Here is an 18387-nt window from a genome sequence, read left to right as displayed (position 1 = left end):
CCCGTCGGCGCGGTGACCGTAGCGCCGCCGTGACCGCCCGCGCGTGGTGACGTTCCTCCGTTCCCTCCGCGAACGGGCGGCTCGGACCGATGAGTTGTCAGCGACGCGTTGACCGGCGTTCGTACACGATCACTCTGCGGCCGCGGGTCTGTTTGTCGGCCACCGGGATGAAGTACTCGTTCAGGACAGCGGTCTTCATCCTGTCCCGGGCGCCTCTCGCCGGGCGGGCCACCGGGGACGCGTCCGTCACCAGGAGGACTCGCTGTTCGGTGAGGAGCGCGGCGCGTATGCGATCCGGTTCCGTCTCGACACCTTTCAGAGTGCCGGCCTCCTCCGGGGACTCCGCCAGGGTTATGTCCCGCAGGCCCGCGAAGGCGTCCGGGGTGACGGACTTGGTGTCCCTGCGGAGCGAGGGCAGGAAGAGCACGGCATTCCCGGGCCGCTTCAGGTGCCGTACGTCCGAGGCGATCGCCAGGACGTCGTCCACTCTGCTCGCCGGGGACCGCTTGGCCAGTGACTGCGGCAGCAGGGCCGGCACGGCCACGGCGAGCGTGACGGGGAGAATCCACCTCGACGCCATCGGGAAACGGGGCCCGGCGGCCTGTACCGCCGTGCCGACGGCCGTACCGATCAGGAGTGCCAGCCCCATCATGCTGTAGAGGATGTAGCGGTCCAGGAAGATCGGCTGGACCAAGGACACCGTGATCAAGCCGAGTTGAGGCACCGCGAGCAGCGGTAACCCTACGGCCGTCGCCGATGACCGGCCTGCCCGCGGCCGGTCCAGCAGCGCGCCGGTCCCGCCGATCGCCAGCAGCACGGCCGGGCCGATCAGCATGTGCCAGGACAGCGGCGGTATCCAGGCCACCTGCCCGGACTGGCTCTGGCTGAACACGATCAGCGGCAGCACTCCGGCTGTGCCGCATGCGGCCGCCACCGCCCAGCGGGCAAGGACCGCGCGCTCGGCGCGGTTCCACAGCAAGGTGGCCAGATGCGCCCCGAGGATCATGAGTGAGAGCCAGTTCAGCAGGCCGGTGAGGAGGACAGCGGTGCCGTAGGCAGCCCAATGGCGTGCCCGGACGGGTCGTTGGAGGACGGTTGTGAGCAGCAGGGTGGAGATTGCCGCGCCGGCCGTCACCAGCGCGTACTGCCGGCCCTCCTGGAGGTGGAACTGCACGGCCGGCAGCAGCCCGAACGCCATGCCACCGGCCAGACCCGCCCATCTGCCCGCCAGCCGGCGGCCGATGACGGCCACGCAAGCCGCCGCGACCGCTGTGGCCAGCACCGACGGCAGCCGCAGGGTCGTGGTGCCGGCTCCGAAACACGTGAACAGCACGTGCATCAGCAGGTAGTAGAGCCCGTGGACCACGTCGACGTTCGCCAGCATGTGCCATAACTCCGCCGTCGAGCGCTGAGCCGCCTGCCAGGTCGCGGCCTCGTCCCGCCACACACTGTCCTGCCGCGACAACCCCCACAGGCCGAAGGCGCATGTCCACAGCATCGGCAGCAGCCACACGACGGCCGTGCGTAACGAGGGGGCCGGCGCCGCACGTGGTGCCCCGGACAGGGCAGGTGGGAGTGCGGTGTCCGACGTGTGGCCAGGCGACATGAGGAAAGGCTCCCGAAGCAGTGGTCCATGAGGGCTGTCTGCCGGAAGTCACCTACCGGCCGTCAACCGTATCTCGCCTCTGGGGGAAGCCCGTGAGATCTAGGTGACAGGGGAGTCCGCGGGCGCCCGGGTGCGGGGAGTGGCCTGGTAGGAGGACAGCAGGCGGAGCTTCTCGTCGTTGTCGCTGTCGCGGTCGGCGTGGTAGAGGACGAGGAGCAGACCGGGCGATCCGGAGACCAGGAGCTTCTCCCGGTTCAGCGTGAGTTCGCCGACCTGCGGATGGTCGAGCGTGACGGAGGCGCCCTCACGGGCTTGCACGTCATGGCGTGCCCACAGCCGGCGGAAGCGGTCGCTCGTGAGCGAGAGTTCGCCCACCAGCTCGATGAACCGCGGATCGTCGGTGTCCGTGCCGACCGACTCGCGGAACCCGGCGACCAGGCTGACGGTGGCCTCCTCCCAAGCGGGGTACAGGGAGCGCTCGGCCGGATCGAGGAACACGTCCCGCAGCCGGTTGCGGCCGGCGACCAGCCGGGGGGAGAGCGCTGTCGCCAGCGGGTTCGCCGCCAGTACGTCGAAGTAGCGGCCTTCGACGAACGCCGGCTGCGTCAGCGAGTCCAGGAGCTTCCGGATCCCGGCGGGCACGACCTCCTTGCGGGGCCGGCGGCGGACGCGGCGAGGACTGTCCGATCCCAGTCCGAGCAGATACGCGGTTCCCGCGTCATCGAGCCGCAGCACCCGGGCGAGCGCTTCGAGCACCTGGACGGACGGGTTGCGGTCGCGGCCCTGCTCCAGGCGCAGGTAGTAGTCGGCACTGATACCGGCGAGCATCGCGACCTCCTCGCGGCGCAGACCGGGCACGCGGCGGACCCCGATCTGCGGCAGACCGACACTCTCCGGCGTGACGAGTTCGCGGCGGGCGCGCAGATACTCGCCGAGCATGTTCGTGTGACGGGTCATGTGGAGAGCGTAGGCGGATCCTCGGACACGTGCCTGGTCCTGTCACCCCCAGGATCACGGAGGCCCTGTCCCGCTGCCGTGCCGGGGCGAAGGATCGATCCCGAGCTGGTTCAGCGACGAGAGGAAGCAACCGACATGACCGTGACAACCGACAGGACCGTGACACTCGTCACCGGAGCGAACAAGGGCATCGGACGCGAGACCGCCCGTCGGCTGATCAAGGAGGGGCACACCGTCTACATCGGGGCACGCAGTGTGGAGCGCGGGCAGGCCGCGGCGGCCGAGCTGGGCGCCCGGTTCGTACGCCTCGACGTCACCGATGACGCGTCGGTCCGGGCAGCCATGCGGCTGATCGAGGAGCGTGAGGGCCGCCTCGACGTCCTCGTCAACAACGCCGGCATCGCGGACCACACCCTCGGCGCCGACGGGGTCACCGCCGAGAGCGCGCACGCCGTGTTCGAGACCAACGTCGTCGGCGTCGTCCGTGTCACCCAGGCCGCGCTCCCGCTGCTGCGGGCGTCGGACAACCCGGTCGTGGTGAACGTCTCCAGCGCACTCGGCTCGTTCTGGGCGGTCACCAACCCCGAGCGCCGCCAGTCGCACTACGCCTTCATCGTGTACGGGGCGAGCAAGGCGGCCGTGTCCATGCTCACCGTCCAATACGCCAAGGCACTGCCCGACTTCAAGATCAACGCCGTCGAACCCGGCTTCACCGCCACCGACTTCACCGCGGACTTCCCGGGCGGGCGTCCCGTGGAAGAGAGCGCCGAAGTCGTCGTACGCATGGCCACCCTCGGCAAGGACGGCCCCACCGGCACGTTCCAGGAGGACGGCGGCGAGCTGCCCTGGTAGCTCCGCAAGGACGGCTGCGGCCCCACCTGACGGACAGGAACCGGGGGCGAGGGCGAAGCCGTACCGGCGATGGTGGCCCGGTGCGGCTTCGCCGCCCCCGCCAGGCCGGTGACCGGCGCGGTCGGCAGGAGACGGCTCCCGATGCCGGGCCGCTGGAACTCACCTGCCAGCCGCTGGATCTGCCTCTGTCGGGGCCGCCTGCCGCGGGTACGCCCCTCAGGCGCGGGGCCCCACCGTTGCCATGGCCCGGTCCAGGGCGTCGGTGAAGGAGCCCTTCCCGTCCGAGGCGAGCCAGGAGCGCTGAGCGGCGAGCAGGCAACCGAACGCCACGGCCGTCAGGGCACGGGGTGCCGGGTCGCCGGGGGCGTAGGGGGCACCGGTCGAGGCGGCCCGCTCGGTCAGCTCGGTGACGACGGCCTCCTGCGTCCGGTGCAGCTTCTGGAGATAGCCGGCGAGCAGCACGGGGGTCTCGAAGACCATCCGGTGGACCGGTGCCATCCAGTGCTGGTGCCCCGGCGCCTCCGGGCGGGCCGGCAGCACATCGAACACCCGGCGCAGGGAGGTCCACACCGGCTCGTCGGCCGGGCGAGCGCGCAGGGCGGCGAGCATGTCGTCCAGGACGAGACCGAAGTGTCCGAGGACGATCTCCTCCTTGGTGGCGAAATAGCGGAAGACACTGCGCTGGGACATCCCCACGGCCGCCCCGATGTCGTCGACGGTCGTCGCCTCGAAGCCGCGCTCCAGGAACAGCGCGGTGGCGGCTTCGGCGATCTCCTCCCGCACCGCGCGGCGGGAGAGCTCCCGCAGGCCGACCCGTTTCCCACCCATGACCCACGCACTCCAGCGAGCCGGACGGTGGCCGACGGCCCGGTCGGCGACGGTGGCCGCGTCCGGCATGCCGGATCACCGGAGGTTCAGGCGCGGCTCGGCGCCGGGTCCGGTTCGGGGAGCGGAGCCGTCGTACGGCGGGGGAGGAGCAGCGGGGTCGCCAGGACGAGCACGCCGGCCAGGCCGATGGCCGTACGCGGGCCGAGCAGGCCGCCCAGCACGCCCCAGACGGCGGTCAGGAGCGCCGTCGAGGACTTGACGGTCACGGTCCAGGCGGACAGTGTGCGGGCGACCCGGTCGGGCGCGGTGCGCTCCAGGCGGTAGGTGGCGTGGACCGGGTTGAACACCCCGCAGCAGAAGATGAGCCCCAGTTCCACGCCCATCACCAGCAGGAGCCCTCCGGTGCCGGGCCCCAGGAAGGCCAAGCCGACGGGCCACAGCGCGCGCAGGGCACCGGAGACCACCAGGACCCGGAGCTGCCCGAACCGGGCGACGAGCGGCCGGGCCAGCCGGGAGCCGGCCAGCCCGGCGAGGGAGGGCACGGCGAAGGCGAGGCCGTACTGCCACGGCGCGAACCCGAACCGGCCGAGCATCAGGACGGCCAGCAGCGGCTCGGCGGCCATCACCAGACCGTTGAACAGGGCGGTGTTGAAGAACAAGGGGCGCAGCGCCGCGTCGGAGAGGATGTACCGCCAGCCGTCGAGCAGGTCCCCGGCCCGCATGCGCGCGGCCCGCCGGGGCTCCGGCCGCGGCTCGTGTCCGCCCATCGCGCGGATGCCGAGCGCCGAGAGCAGATAGCTGACCGCGTCGGCCAGCACCGTCGCCACCGGCCCGAGGAATCCGATCGCCGCGCCGCCCAGCGGCGGTCCGACGATCGTGGTCGTCCAGGCCGTGGACTCGAACCGTGCGTTGGCGACGAGCAGGTCCTCACCGGGCAGCAGCGTCTTCAGGTACGCGCCCGAGGCGGTGCGGAAGGTGATGTCGGCCGCCGCGACGACGACCGCGACCAGCAGGAGCTGAGGAAAGGTGAGGGCACCGAACGCGAATGCCACCGGGACCGTCAGCAGCGCCGCGCACCGCGCCAGGTCCATCCCGATCAGCACCGGCCGCTTGCGGCGGAACTCCACCCACGGACCGAGCGGCACCGCCACGGCCGCACCCACCGCGGCCCCCACGGACGACAGCGCGGCGACCTCGGCCGGGCCCGCGTCCAGCACCTGGATGGCGATCAGCGGGAACGCGCCGAAGGCGAGCCAGGTACCGAGCGCACTGGTCCCGTACGCGGCCCAGAGCCACCCGAACCGCCGCCCCGGCCGAGGGCCGGGCACACGACCCGCCCGGCGTCCGCTCTCCATACCCGCGTCCCCTCGCATCCGTACAACCGCCCCGCGACCAGAGGCATCAAAGCGAGGGTGGGGCCCGGGGATCAAACAACCGCGGAGCCCCACACCACAACCAATGGTTGTGGTCATAGGGTGTCGGCATGGACCTCGAAACCGTCCGGACCTTCGTCGTCGCCGCCGAGGCGGGGCAGTTCCAGGGGGCCGCCGCCGAGCTGTCGCTCACCCAGCAGGCCGTCTCCAAGCGCATCGCCGCGCTGGAGCGCGACCTCGGGGTGCGGCTGTTCACCCGCACCCCGCGCGGCGCCGAACTCACCATCGACGGCCAGGCCTTCCTCCCGCACGCGCGCGAGCTGCTGCGCGTCGCCGAGCGCGCGGTCACCTCCGTGCGCACCGGCCGCCGTCCGCTGCGCGTCGACGTGATCGCCTCACGCTCCGCGCCGTCCGGCCTGATGCGCGACTTCCACCGAGCGCACCCCGGGGTCGAACTCGACGTCGTGTGGCTGTTCGACATCGACGCGGCCGTCACCGCGCTGCGGAACGGCGAGATCGACGCCTCCTTCCGCGCCGTGGCCGCGCCCGGCCGGCCCCTTCCCGAGGACATCGAGTCCGTGCGGGTGCTCGACGAGCCGCTCCAGCTCCTCACCGGTCCCGCCCATGCCCTGGCGGGCGCCCGGTCCGTGCCCCTCGAACGGCTCGCCGGGCACCGCATCTGGATGCCCGGCGTCGTCCCCGGCACCGAGTGGGCCGCCTACTACGACGACCTCACGGCCGCGTTCGGGCTCACCATCGAGGCGACCGGCCCCAACTTCGGCTCCGACGCCCTCCTCGACACCGTCGCCGACACTCCGGCCCTGGCGACCTTCATGGGCGCGCACACCCGCCTCGTCTGGCCCGCCGGCCACGGACTGCGCCGCATCCCGGTGACCGACCCGACGCCCGTCTACCCGCACTCGCTCCTCTGGCACCGCGACAACCCCCACCCGGCGCTGGAGAGGCTCCGCGCCCACCTCGCCGCCACAGCGGGCGGCCACGACGCCGCCGGGACGTGGACACCGGCCTGGGTGCTGCCGCGCTGACCGCCCCCACGTCCGCGATCGCCCCGTCCCCGGACTCACGGGCGACGGCCCGGGCTGCCGGGGGCGGCCATCCACGTCCTCGGCAGGCCCCTGTACCGCGTCCGGCACCGGTCCGGCCCAGGACGGCCACGGGCTTCAGGACACGCTGATGTCGGTGTGCGCCTGGGCCACGCGCAGCAGTGCCTTCGCGATCACGTCGGCCTCGTCGTCGCTCAGATGCCGGGCGAAGTGCTCCCAGATGCCGCGCAGGTAGACCGGTGCCGTCTCACGCAGCGCGGCCAGGCCGTCCTCGGTGATCACCGCCCAGGTCACCCGCTTGTCCACGGGATCGGGCCGCTTGCTCACCAGGCCGAGCCGGGCCATCTCGTCCACCAGCCGGCTGACCCGGGTCCGGCTGAGGACCACACGCTCGGCGACTTCCTGCATGCGCAGGCCCCGCTCGCCCCCCGCACGTAGCTCCAGAAGTACGTCGTACCAGGTCAGCGGGATACGGCCGTTGCGCTGGACGTCGCTCTCGATCGCCCGCACGGCGGAGTTGTGGGCCAGCAGCAGCGCTCGCCACGCCTCGACTCGGTGCTCACCTTCGTTCACGAGGAGAGTGTATCCAGACTTGCTTGCGTGCGCACGCACGGATTAAGGTGTGTGCAGACGCACTGATTTCCGCTTCGAAAACGGGAGGCGTACATGGTCCAGCGGATCACGCGTGACGAGCTGAAGAAGAAGATCGATGAAGGGCTGGTGACGGTCGTCGAGGCCCTGCCCGCCCAGTACTACAACGACAAGCACCTGCCCGGCGCGCTCAACCTGCCGCACGACCAGGTCGACCAGCTGGCTCCCGGCCTGCTGCCCGACAAGGAGGCGGAGGTCGTCGTCTACTGCGCCAACGAGCCGTGCCCCAACTCCGGCATCGCGGCCCAGCGGCTGGCGGAACTCGGCTACGTCAACGTCAGGGAATACGGCGAGGGCAAGGACGACTGGGTCGGGGCCGGACTGCCGACCGAGTCCGGCGCCTGATCGGGGGACCGAGCACATGACCACGTCACCGACCCGTACCGTCGACGGGGTGGAACTGCCCGCCGCCGGCACCTGGAGGATCGACCCCGGGCACGCCGAAGTCGGTTTCGTCGGACGGCACTTCATGCTGACCAAGGTGCGCGGCCGGTTCACCGGCGTGGACGCCACCGTCGAGATCGGCGAGCGCCCGGAGGACAGCAAGGTCACCGCCGTCATCGACATGACCAGCGTGGACAGCGGCGACCGGACGCGCGACGACCACCTGCGCTCCGCGGACTTCTTCGACACGGAGAAGCACCCCAAGGCCACCTTCGTCTCCACCGCGGTCACCTGGGACGGCAAGCGCGGCACCCTCGCCGGCGACCTGACCATCAAGGACGTCACCCGCCCGGTGACCCTGGAGGTGGACTACCTGGGCTACGCGCGCGACCCCTGGGGCAACGACCGCACGGTCTTCTCCGCCCACGGCAAGATCAACCGAGAGGACTGGGGCCTGACCTGGAACATGGTCCTGGACTCCGGCGGCATCCTCGTCTCCAAGGAGATCGAGCTGTCGCTGGACCTGGAGGCGATCAAGGAGGCCTGACCTCACGCCCTGAGGGGCCCCGGTGCGCCGGCCTGCGCACCGGGGCCCGTCCGGCATGCGCCGACACATGCGATGCGTGCCACCTGTGCCCCGTCATGCCGGCGCGCGTGCCAGTGTGCGTGCCGGTGTGCCGCGTGCCATATGTGCCACAGGCGCCACGTGCGTCCTGCACGCCGCATACCCGCCCGCCCCCTATGCGCCCGCGTGCTCCCGCGCGTCTCCCCGCCCTGACCGTGCGCCCGCTCGGCCGCCCGGCCGCCGATGGTCCGCCGGGCGGCGGGATGCTTCCCGTCGAACTCGCGGAGCAGGACGACGGCAAGCCCCGCCATGCCGCCGAACACCGTGGGAACCGGCCGCCGTTGCTCACCTGGGCATCGGCGTCGCGGCACCCGTAGACACCGTTTTCCCACGCCGTGCCGGCGGCGCGGTGCCCGACTCATGCCCGGCATCGCGCACCGCACAGCGCACGCCGGGAAGCCGGTGCGCGGCCTGTCAAAAGGCGGTCCTTTGTGACGGTGAGTCGCTTGTCCCGCCGCCGCCGACTGTGGCACAGTCACCTACCGGACGAAGTCCGTATACGGGGGTATACATGTCTGGAACTCGTTTCCGAACTCACGTCGTAGCCGGCGACGAGCACTCTGGCCTCCTTCCGTAGGAGCACCCTTCCCACCGTCCGACCGCGACGGTTCTCCGTGTGCCCTGGGCCGCGGCCCGCACAAGGAGTCCTCTGAAACACGAGCCGGGTCTCGTCCATGCCGGGACGGGCCCGCTCGTGCCCGCACTCGTACGCCGTACGACTGGAGGAACCATGACCATGCACGCCGGCACCACTCTGAGCACCGCACACGACCAGCCACTGCTCGACCTGACGCAGCATGAGATCCAGGCCCTGCGCACCGAGTTCAACCTCGCCGACGCCCACACCCACCAGCGCCAGTCCGCCGCCCAGCACGAGATCGTCGGCCGCCTTCCCCAGCTGTGGTACGAGGCGGAGGAGGGCCTCCAGGCCACCTACGAGCAGCGCTTCACCGAGGCGTTCTTCCGCCTCCACCGCCAGCCCACCGCCCTGGCCAGGAACAAGACGCTCCTGTCGTACGCCGCTTCCATCTCCACCATGGTGGTGGCGATGTACCTCAAGCAGCGGCGCGCCGCCGTCACCCTGGTCGAGCCGTGCTTCGACAACCTGCACGACGTCCTGTCGAACATGGGCGTGCCGCTGTACCCCGTCGAGGAGTCGGCGCTGCACGACCCCGACCGCATCTACACCGAACTCAAGCGCCGGGTGCGCACCGACGCGCTGTTCCTCGTCGACCCCAACAACCCCACCGGCTTCACGCTCATGCGGCACGGCCGCAAGGGGCTGGAAGAGGTCGTCCGGTTCTGCAAGGACCACAACAAACTGCTGGTCATCGACTTCTGCTTCGCCTCGTTCACGCTCTACGACCCCGAACTCGCCCGGTTCGATGTCTACGAGCTGCTGGAGGAGTCCGGGGTGAGCTACCTGGCGATCGAGGACACCGGGAAGACCTGGCCGGTGCAGGACGCCAAGGCCGCCATGCTCACGGCCAGCGAGGACATCAAGGACGACATCTACAACCTGCACACCAGCGTGCTGCTGAACGTCTCGCCGTTCGTGCTCAACATGCTGACCCAGTACGTGGAGAACTCCCGCAAGGACGGTCTGGCCTCCGTCCGTGACGTGCTCGACACCAACCGGGCCGCCGTCCGGGAGGCACTGCGCGGCACGATCCTCGACTACCAGGAACCGGTCGCCAAGACCAGCGTCGCCTGGGCGCGGATCACCCACCCCGAGCTGACCGCGAGCGAACTCCAGCGGGAGCTGCGCGCGGAGGGCGTGTACGTGCTGCCCGGGCGGTACTTCTACTGGAGCCAGCCCGGCCGCGGCGAGCCCTACGTCCGCATGGCCCTGGCCCGTGAGACGGAGATGTTCGCCGGCGCGATGCAGCGGCTGCGGAAGGTGCTGGACCGCTATGCCCGCTGACACCCCCGACGCCCCGGACCGTGAGGTCTTCGTCGACGCGGCGCTGTTCCTCGGCATGCACAGCCAGGACGACGGCCTGCGCGTCGCCTGCAAGGCGTTCTTCGTGGAACGGCTCGACACCCGTGTGGTCATGAACCTGGAACAGGTGGGCCGCTGCGACGACGTCATCTGGAGCTACTCACGCGAACTCCAGGACCTCTACTACCCGTTCATGGACCAGCTCCACACGGTCATGGACATCAGCCGGGAAGGGTACGACCGGGCGGATGTCGGCCTGGCCCTGTCCGACCCCGCCCTGTCCGGCCAACTGCCTTTCAGCGACCGGCTGTTGGTCGCCATGGTCGTCAACCGCAAGGGGCTGCTGCACACCGTCGGCCCCCGCGGGGACGCCTTCGGGGGCCTCCCCGTGCGCGCCGTGGCCGCCTGGCCCGCCGACGTGCCCGAGCCCGTCTTCCCCGAGCCGCTGGAGCGGCTCTACCGCGCATCGCTCGCCCTGCGCCTGCCCCCGGACCGGCTGGGCATACCGGCACCGGACCGGGCCGCGGCGCGGGACCGTACCTGAGGGAGCCCGAGATGTACCAGGGAGTGATCGCGGCCCTGGTGACGCCGCTCTCGGAGACCGGTGAGGTCTCCGAGAGCGGGGTCGCCCGGCTGCTGGACACCGTCCGACCCCATGCCGACGCCCTGCTGCCCAACCTCAGCACCGGCGAAGGACGCCGGCTCAGCGACCGGCAGTGGGAGGACATGCTCACGGCGACCGTGAAACACGCCGGCGGCCTGCCCGTCCTCGCCGGCATCCTGCGACCCACCACGGAACGGGTCCTGGAGCGGGCCCGGGTCGCGGTGGACCTCGGCGCCCAGGCGCTGGTCGCCACCACCCCGTACGGCCCGGGGATCACCCAGGACGAGATCCGTCGCCACTTCACCGAACTCGGCGAGCGCGGCGGCCTGCCGGTCGTCGTCTACCACGGAACCGAGGTCGCGGGGAACGCCGCCGACTTCGACACCCTGCTGCGGATCTGCGCACTGCCCTCGGTGGTGGCCGTCAAGGACTCCTCGGGCAGCGCGGACTTCACCCGGCGGCTGGTCCGGGCCCGGCCCGGGGCGCGGATCCTCGCCGGACTGGAACACCTGCTGCTGGAGTCCGGGCCCGTCGACGGATACGTGGTCGCGCTCGCCAACGCCGAACCGGCGCTGTGCGCCGACCTGTTCGCCGGCCGGCTCACCGATCCGGCCGCCCGCCTCGCCGACGCCTGCGCACGCTACGGCCTGGAGCGGGACGACTGGTACCGGCGGATCAAGACCGCGCTGTACCACCGCGGCGTACTGGAGACCGACCGGACCGTGGAGACCGCGGAGGTGGGCGAATGAACACCGAGGCCCCAGTCGTACCGGGCTCTCTGACGGCTCGCCCGGCCGTACCCTCCTGGCCCGCCCCGGCCTCCGGCGGCGAGTCGGTCCACCGTGAACTGTTCCGGCTCAACCGCACACCGCTCGACTCCCGGCTGCTGGCCCGGGTCGAGGAGATCGAACGGGACTGGATCCTCCCGCTCGTGCGGTCCGTCGAGTCGGCCACCGCACCGGTCGCCGACCGAGCCGACTGGCAGCGCCGGCTGGCCGGGCTGCTGGCCCGGGAACGCGCGGGCAACCCGGCCGCCGAGTACCTGGCCGAACGGGCCAGCCGCGAGGAATTCGCTTACGTGGTAAGGGAGTTCGCGCTCGACGGACTGACCGAGGCGCAGAACTTCTTCCCCGCCGTGCCCCGGCTGCCGATCAAGGCACAGATGGCCGTGATGCGGGTCCTCATCGACGAGTTCGGCTGCGGCAACCTCCAGCAGGCGCACTCCCAGCTCTACCGGCTGCTCCTCGCCGAACTCGGCCTGCCCCAGGAGCCGGAACACTTCCTGGACACCACAGGGGACGAGACCTTCCAGTTCCTCAACGTCTTCTACTGGCTCACCCAACGCGCCCCGCACGTCGAGTACTTCCTGGGCGCCCTGGCCTACCTGGAGGCCTCCATACCGGACGCCTTCACCCACCAGGCGCGGGCCTGTGCGCGGCTCGGCATCCGGCACGGCCGCTACTACACCGAGCACCTGCACATCGACACCTTCCACATGCGGGAGATGCAGTTGGCCATCAAGGAGTACGAAGCCGCCTACGGTCTCGACCCGACCCGGCTGTGGACCGGTGCCCGACTGCTCTCCCGGCTGATCGGCGGCGCCTTCGACGCGGCCGTGGCACGGGCGAGGCAGTCGGCCGGCGGGGTGACGGCATGACGGGCCGCACCGGAGCCGAGGAGCCGGCCCTGGAGGAACTGCCCGGCGACCGGCTGCGCGTCCGGGTGGCCGGCCGGGAGTTCGTGACCGACGCCGCCTGCCCGCACCGCAAGGGCAGACTCGTCCACGGCCAGGTCAACGCCCGCACCCTGCGCATCAGTTGCCCGCTGCACCACAGCAGCTTCGACCTGACCACCGGCTGCCCGGTGGGCGGCCCCGCCGAGGAGTCGCTGACCGTGCACCGGGGCGGCCTCTGGCCCGGCTACTACCGCGCCGAGCAGGTCTGGCTGCCCGCCTCCGAGCAACTCATGGACTGGGGCGAGGAATTCCACGAGCTGATGCTCGGCGACGAACTGCGCATGGCGGCCTACCAGGCGGCCGTCAGCGAGGCGGTACGCCCCGGGGACACGGTCCTCGACCTGGGCACCGGCACCGGCATCCTGGCCCGCTGGGCCCTTCAGGCCGGGGCGGCCCGGGTCTACGGGATCGACCTGAACGAGAAGGTTCTGGCCACCGCCGCCGAGCGGCTCGCCGAGGCCGGGTTCGCCGACCGCTTCATCCCGCTCGCGGGCCTCTCCTTCGACCTGGAGCTGCCCGAGCGGGCCGACATCGTCATCTCCGAGATCATGGGGAACCTCGGCGACAACGAGAACTTCTCCGCGATCCTCGACGACGCCCGGGAACGCTTCCTGCGCCCCGGCGGCACCATGCTGCCCCGCCTGGTGGACACCTTCCTGGTGCCGGTGACCGCCGAGTCCGCGCACGCGCAGCTGACCGGCCCCGGACCCGAGGACGCGGGCGGACCGAGCGCGTTCGCCGCCCTGCTGGCCGCCCGCGGCGCCCGGGACCCGTATTCCCTGTACTACGACGTGATCCTCCCGGTCTCCGGCCACCTGAGCGCACCCGGCCTGCTGCGGCGCTACGAGCCGGGAGGCGAGCGGACCGGACCGGGCGGCACCCCGGTCTCGTACGACGTGCCGCTGGCGTTCACCGTGCAGCGGGACGGCGTGTTCACCGGGTTCAAGGGCTACTTCACCGCCCGGCTGTCGGACACGGTGGCGCTCGACATCTCCGGCGACGACATCGCGGGACGCACCACGTCCGACAGCTGGAAGCACTGCTATCTGCCCGTCGAACGGCCGGTGCGGGTGCGGCGCGGCGACCGGATCGCCATGACCTTCAGCCGTCGGAGCGGCCGGGACGGCAGCCCCTTCGGCCAGACCTACGGCTGGCAGGGCCGGATCCTGTCCGGCTCCCGGGTGGTGGACCGGTTCGCCCACAGCACCGGCCCCGCCACCGACCTGCCCGAATGACCATCACGCACGGGGGAGTTCACCAAGACATGACCAGCACAGCGGCACCGGCCGAGCGGCACGGGGACGGACGTCCGGTGCGGACGTACGACGTGGTCGCGCTCAACGTGCCCATCGCGTACAACGAGTTCGGCGACCACGACCGCAACGGCGCCCTGTACGCCCTCGCCTCCGACGCGCCGGAGCTGAGGGAGGTGGCGGCCTCCTGGCCGCAGCCGTTCCCCAGCTATCTGGTCCAGCCCGAGCTGGTGCCCGGCCCGCACCCGCTCGCCCGCCCGCTCGTCCTGCGGGTCCGGCGCGGCGAGCGGCTGCGGGTCCGGCTGACCAACGAGCTGCCGCGCCCCGCCGGCATCACACTCCAGGGTGTCCGCTACGACGTGCGCACCATGGACGGACTCGCGGCGGGCGCCAACCCGGACAGCAGTGTGCCCCCGGGCGGCACCCGCGTCTACGAATGGGTCTGCGAGCACGAAGGCGTCTTCCACTTCGGGGACATGTCCGACGCCCGCGGCGAGGGCACACAGAGTCATGGCATGGTCGGCGCGGTCGTGGTCGAGGCACCCGAGGCGACCTGGACCGACCCGGAGACCGGAGCGCCGCTGGCCACCGGCCTGTACGCGGACGTCCATCTGCCGGACCGCAGCTTCCGCGAGTTCGTCATCTTCATGATGGAGTACCCGAGCAACGACAACCCGGCGGTGCCGCCGCCGATGCCCGGCCACGGCCACGGCGGGGACGGGGGACACGGCGGCGGACACACCGGGGCCGGAGCGCGGACGGCCACCGGCTTGGCGGCCGCCCGCCCGGACACCTCGGACACCGTGGACGACCTGACCCCGCTCAACAACGCGATGCTTCCGGTCAACCACCGCATCGAGCCCATGGAATGGCGGATGCACCGCTACCGGAAGCTCCTTGAGGAGGGCCGTATCGACCCGGTGCGGGACGCGGTGATCGGCGAGGAGGCGCACCACAGCTCCTGGCTGTTCGGCGACCCCTCCACCCCGGTCCTGCGCGGCTACTCCGGCGACCCCACCGTCATCCGGCTGGTGCACGGCGGCATGCGCGACACCCATGTGTTCCACACCCACCTGCACCAGTGGCGGCTGCAGCCGGGCGACGAGAACGCGCCCGTCGTGGACTCCGTCAGCATCGGCCCGCAGGAGGCCATGACCCTGGAACTGATCGGCGGCCTCGGCTCCCGGCAGGGCGCGGTCGGCGACTCCATCTGGCACTGCCACATGTACGTCCACTTCCACATGGGCATGTGGGGACTGTTCCGGATCTTCGACACCCTCCAGGACGGCACCGGCAGCTACCCCGACGGCCGCACCATCCAGCCGCTCGTCCCGCTGCCGCACCGCCCGGCCCCGCCGGCACCCACGCCCGAACGGCCCGGCTTCCCCGGCTTCCTCGCCCAGTCCGCCACCTTCCCGCAGAAGAACCCCCGGCCGCCGCGGACCCCGCTGCAGCCGCCCGGCATGGGCCGCGAGCCCACCCCTCTGGAGGCCGCCGCCTTCGTGGACGACCCCCAGCCCGGTGAGGCCTTCACCAAGATCGGCCCACCGGACGCCCCGGTGCGCCGCTACCACCTGGTGGTCACCAACGGCACCCTCTACTACCACGGCGACCCCACCGACGAGCACGCCGTGACCTGGCACGACCACAACGCCCACTTCTACGTCCTCGCCGAGGAGATCGAGGAGGCAGGCGGCCTCGAGGAGTTCAAGCGGCAGCTCGCACGCGGCGAGCGCACCCTCGAACCGCTGGTCATCCGGGCCAACAAGGGCGAGGTCCTCGAACTCACCCTGACCAACGCCCTGCCGACCGGACCGCAGCAGGAGTCGGCCTTCGACCCGCACCTGCCGTTCCAGCCGGAGTGCGGACTCCACACCCACCTGGTCAAGTACGACCCGCTGATCTCCGACGGCTCCGCGGTCGGCTGGAACTACCTGTCCGCCACCACCACCGCCGACCAGGGCGAGGAGGCCCACGGCCAGTACAACTCCTGGACCTACCGCTGGTACGTCGACGAGGAGTTCGGCACCGTCCTCTTCCACGACCACCTGCTCGCCAACTACCGCCAGCGCCACGGCCTGTTCGGAGCGCTCATGGCCGAACCCGAGGGCGCGGTCTGGGTCTCGCCCCACGACCACGGGAAGGAACTGCGGCGCGGCACCCAGGCCGTGATCAAGAAGGCCGACGGCACGGCACACCGCGAAATGGTCCTGGCCATCGGCGACTTCGTGCCCATGGTCAAGCACGGACACGGCGACCACGGCGAGCCCGTCAACCCGCCCCCGGTGCCCGGGGCCCCGGACGACCAGGGCGCGATGGGCGTCAACTACCGCAGCGAACCGCTGTCCGAGCGCGGCGGGGACCCGGCCCACTGGTTCTCCAGCGCCGTCCACGGCGACCCCGGCACCCCGCTGCTGCGCGGCTACCCCGGGGAGGACCTGCGCCTGCACATCCTGCAGGGCTCCCACGACCTCCAGCACAGCTTCACCGTCTCCGGCGCCCGCTGGCGCGAGTGGCCCCGCCGCGCCGACACCGCCTGGCGCAACCAGCAGACACTGGGCATCTCCAACGTCGCCGAGCTGGCCCTCGCCCCGACCATGCTCCCCGGCGACCACCTGTGGTCCTTCAGCGCGGGCAACGACCTGTGGCTGGGCTGCTGGGGCCTGCTGCGGCTGCACGACCGCCGGCAGGCCGACCTGCCGCCGCTGCCCGGCCGGACCACCGGCATCCCTCAGCTGCCGGCCCGCCGCCGGGTGCGCCGGCACACCGTACGCGCCCGCGCCCAGGTCATCGCGTACAGCGCGCTGCGCACCGACCCGTACGGGCTCGTCCTCACCGCCGACGGGGACGGCGGCCCGGAGGAGGGCCCGCTGGTCCTGCGCTGCCGGGCCGGTGAATGGGTGGAGGTCACCCTGATCAACGAGCTGGACGGGCCGCCGCCCGCCAGCCCGCTGGACCCGGCCCTCATGAACGAGGCGGACCCCGGGGCCCGGACCGTCTCCGGCCGGGTCTCCCTGCACCCCACCCTGCTCGACTTCGACGTCCGCACCGACGACGGCGCCCACGTCGGCCGCAACTCCGACTCCACCGTCAAGCCCGGGGCCGCCCGCACCTACCGCTGGTACGCCGCCGAGCCCGGCGTGGTGCTGCTGCGCTCCCACGCGGACGTCATCTCGCACCCGCGGCGCGGACTGGCCGGGGTGCTGGTGGTGGAGGAGGCCGACGCCACCCCGTACGACCCGGCCACCGGACGGGAGCGGTGGACCGGCGAGCGGGCCGTGGTGCGCCGCCCGGACGCCGAACCGGTCCGCGAACTCGTCCTGCTCGCCCAGGACGGCCTGCGGCTCTACCACGACGGAGACCTCACCCAGCCGGTCACCGACCTGTTCTCCGACAGCCCCGACGACGCCGGCCAGAAGGCGTACAACTACCGCACCGCGGCCCTGCACCCGCTGGACCCGGTGCTCGCCGACCCCCACCCGCCGACCCCGCTGCTCACCTGCCGGCCCGGCGACCAGGTGGCCGTCCACCTGGCCATCGCCTCCCACCGGATGCGCAACCAGTGCTTCACCGTGCACGGACAGGTGTGGGACGCTTCCGAGACCGGCCTCGGCCGATATGTGTCCACGATCGGCGCGCTGGGCTCCGGCAGCACCCGGACGGTGCGTTTCCGCGCCCAGCACCCGGGAGATCACGTCTACCGCACCGGCAATCTCCACTGGGGCCTCAGCGAGGGCTGGTGGGGACTGATCCGCATCGAGGAGACTCCATGACCCCTGCGACCACCGGTACGGACGGGCGGTCCGATCCCCGGCTGCCCGCCGCGCCCGACACCATCGCCGTCTACACCGACCTCAACTGCTCCTTCGCCCACGTCGCCGTGCACCGGCTGCACGAGACCCGGCGCCGCCTCGGCCTGGAGGGGCGGCTCTGGTTCGACCTGCGGGCCTTCCCGCTGGAGCTGTTCAACCGGGAGGTCAACGCCCGCCCCGGAGTGGACTCGGAGATCTCCGTGCTCGGCGCGCTGGAGCCCGAGGCAGGCTGGCGGCTGTGGCAGGGACCGGACTGGACCTACCCGGTGACCACGCTGCCGGCGCTGGAGGCGGTGCACGCGGCCAAGGCACAGGGCTGGCACGCCAGCGAGCAGCTGGACCGCGCCCTGCGCCGCGCCTTCTGGGCCGAGAACCGGTGCATCTCCCAGCGCCATGTCATCCTCGACGTCGCCGCGGAGACCGGCGCGGTGGACGTGGCGGCGCTGGCCGAGGCCTTCGACGGCGGCACCGCCCGGCCGGCGATCATGGCCCAGTACGAGTCGGCCCGCGACGGCCGGGTCGACTGCAGCCCGCATCTGTTCCTCCACGACGGCACGGACAGCGCCAACCCGGGCATCACGGCCCACTGGGTCAACGGCGGTTTCGGCGTCGGCTATCCCGTCATCGACGAGGACCGCCCCGAGATCTACGACAAACTCCTGACCCAGGCGGCGGCGCTGCTGTAGCCCGACCGGGGAGGC

16 protein-coding genes are annotated in these 18387 nt (G+C 71.8%); 11 read left to right on the top strand and 5 right to left on the bottom strand.

What is annotated here, in order from left to right:
* Window positions 1-97: 97 nt before the first annotated feature.
* Both HB370_RS02825 and HB370_RS02820 read right to left on the bottom strand, forming a co-directional pair.
* Window positions 98-1498: a glycosyltransferase family 39 protein gene (locus HB370_RS02825; protein WP_051815298.1), complete on the bottom strand. Its 1401-nt coding sequence runs from the start codon at window positions 1496-1498 to the stop codon at window positions 98-100.
* Window positions 1499-1705: 207 nt separating this feature from the next.
* Window positions 1706-2563 carry a helix-turn-helix transcriptional regulator gene (locus HB370_RS02820; RefSeq protein ID WP_030776423.1) on the bottom strand — a complete coding sequence of 286 codons (858 nt, stop codon included), beginning with the start codon at window positions 2561-2563 and terminating at the stop codon, window positions 1706-1708.
* A 135-nt stretch (window positions 2564-2698) separates the two neighbouring features.
* On the opposite strand from HB370_RS02820, the gene HB370_RS02815 reads away from it, so the two are divergent.
* A complete protein-coding gene (locus HB370_RS02815; protein WP_030776426.1) occupies window positions 2699-3415 on the top strand; it encodes an SDR family NAD(P)-dependent oxidoreductase in 717 nt (238 codons plus the stop codon).
* A gap of 216 nt (window positions 3416-3631) precedes the next feature.
* Here the strand turns inward: HB370_RS02815 and HB370_RS02810 are convergent, their stop codons facing one another.
* Window positions 3632-4243: a TetR family transcriptional regulator gene (locus HB370_RS02810; protein WP_030776429.1), complete on the bottom strand. Its 612-nt coding sequence runs from the start codon at window positions 4241-4243 to the stop codon at window positions 3632-3634.
* A gap of 86 nt (window positions 4244-4329) precedes the next feature.
* The gene (locus HB370_RS02805; protein ID WP_030776432.1) at window positions 4330-5598 is read right to left on the bottom strand and encodes an MFS transporter; all 1269 of its coding nucleotides are present in this window, start codon (window positions 5596-5598) and stop codon (window positions 4330-4332) included.
* A 128-nt stretch (window positions 5599-5726) separates the two neighbouring features.
* Here HB370_RS02805 and HB370_RS02800 point away from each other — a divergent pair, with 128 nt between their 5' ends.
* Window positions 5727-6662, top strand: a complete 936-nt coding sequence (locus HB370_RS02800; protein ID WP_030776434.1) for a LysR family transcriptional regulator — start codon at window positions 5727-5729, stop codon at window positions 6660-6662.
* A 135-nt stretch (window positions 6663-6797) separates the two neighbouring features.
* Here HB370_RS02800 and HB370_RS02795 read toward each other — a convergent pair whose 3' ends face one another.
* Window positions 6798-7253, bottom strand: coding sequence for a helix-turn-helix domain-containing protein (locus HB370_RS02795; RefSeq protein ID WP_030776437.1), 456 nt, complete (start codon window positions 7251-7253; stop codon window positions 6798-6800).
* Window positions 7254-7346: 93 nt separating this feature from the next.
* Here HB370_RS02795 and HB370_RS02790 point away from each other — a divergent pair, with 93 nt between their 5' ends.
* From HB370_RS02790 to HB370_RS02745, 9 genes are all read left to right on the top strand, one after another.
* Window positions 7347-7676 (top strand): rhodanese-like domain-containing protein, encoded by a 330-nt coding sequence (locus tag HB370_RS02790; RefSeq protein WP_030776440.1) that lies wholly within the window; start codon window positions 7347-7349, stop codon window positions 7674-7676.
* 16 nt (window positions 7677-7692) lie between these two features.
* On the top strand, window positions 7693-8262 hold the full coding sequence (locus HB370_RS02785; protein ID WP_030776442.1) for a YceI family protein: 570 nt from the start codon (window positions 7693-7695) through the stop codon (window positions 8260-8262).
* 808 nt (window positions 8263-9070) lie between these two features.
* Window positions 9071-10264 (top strand): pyridoxal phosphate-dependent aminotransferase, encoded by a 1194-nt coding sequence (locus tag HB370_RS02780; protein ID WP_244405378.1) that lies wholly within the window; start codon window positions 9071-9073, stop codon window positions 10262-10264.
* Complete coding sequence (locus tag HB370_RS02775) at window positions 10254-10826, top strand: DUF6190 family protein (protein WP_051815264.1); 573 nt, start codon at window positions 10254-10256, stop codon at window positions 10824-10826. The genes HB370_RS02780 and HB370_RS02775 overlap by 11 nt, the downstream gene beginning before the upstream one ends.
* Before the next feature lie 11 nt (window positions 10827-10837).
* Window positions 10838-11635: a dihydrodipicolinate synthase family protein gene (locus tag HB370_RS02770; protein WP_030776450.1), complete on the top strand. Its 798-nt coding sequence runs from the start codon at window positions 10838-10840 to the stop codon at window positions 11633-11635.
* Window positions 11632-12543 carry an iron-containing redox enzyme family protein gene (locus HB370_RS02765; protein WP_030776453.1) on the top strand — a complete coding sequence of 304 codons (912 nt, stop codon included), beginning with the start codon at window positions 11632-11634 and terminating at the stop codon, window positions 12541-12543. The genes HB370_RS02770 and HB370_RS02765 overlap by 4 nt, the downstream gene beginning before the upstream one ends.
* Complete coding sequence (locus HB370_RS02755; RefSeq protein WP_244405376.1) at window positions 12540-13856, top strand: methyltransferase domain-containing protein; 1317 nt, start codon at window positions 12540-12542, stop codon at window positions 13854-13856. Before HB370_RS02765 ends, HB370_RS02755 begins: the two co-directional genes overlap by 4 nt.
* 29 nt (window positions 13857-13885) lie before the next feature.
* Window positions 13886-17647 (top strand): multicopper oxidase domain-containing protein, encoded by a 3762-nt coding sequence (locus tag HB370_RS02750; RefSeq protein ID WP_030776455.1) that lies wholly within the window; start codon window positions 13886-13888, stop codon window positions 17645-17647.
* Window positions 17644-18372, top strand: a complete 729-nt coding sequence (locus tag HB370_RS02745) for a DsbA family protein (RefSeq protein WP_030776458.1) — start codon at window positions 17644-17646, stop codon at window positions 18370-18372. The genes HB370_RS02750 and HB370_RS02745 overlap by 4 nt, the downstream gene beginning before the upstream one ends.
* The last annotated feature ends 15 nt before the right edge of the window (window positions 18373-18387 follow it).

This window comes from Streptomyces sp. DSM 40868 (genome assembly GCF_011820545.1).
Lineage (GTDB): Bacteria > Actinomycetota > Actinomycetes > Streptomycetales > Streptomycetaceae > Streptomyces > Streptomyces eurythermus.
The sequence above is the reverse complement of the archived record's forward strand: the minus strand, read 5'-3'. Positions and strand labels throughout refer to the sequence as shown.